Origin of the sequence: Enterobacter sp. UNJFSC 003 (assembly GCF_036903355.1) — a bacterium.
In the GTDB taxonomy this organism is placed as follows: Bacteria; Pseudomonadota; Gammaproteobacteria; order Enterobacterales; family Enterobacteriaceae; genus Enterobacter.
On the sequence record NZ_JBAKHK010000274.1, the window covers coordinates 1 to 250 of the forward strand.

Annotated in this window: 1 protein-coding gene; it reads left to right on the top strand. The window is 52.4% G+C overall.

The window, feature by feature from the left end; all coding sequences use genetic code 11:
• A partial coding sequence (locus tag V5P19_RS24130) for a glycosyl hydrolase family 8 (RefSeq protein WP_334408067.1) occupies nt 1-250 on the top strand: 250 nt, incomplete at both ends.

Below are 250 nucleotides of genomic sequence, written 5' to 3' on the forward strand. Positions count from 1 at the left end.
TGAATGTGTTGCGTAGTGGAATCGTGACGATGCTGTTGTTGGCTGCCTTTAGTGTTCAGGCCGCCTGTACCTGGCCTGCATGGGAGCAGTTTAAAAAGGATTACATCAGTCAGGAAGGGCGCGTCATCGACCCCAGCGACGCGCGCAAAATCACCACCTCCGAAGGGCAAAGTTACGGTATGTTCTTTGCCCTGGCGGCTAACGACCGTGTAGCTTTCGATAATATTCTCGACTGGACGCAGAACAATCT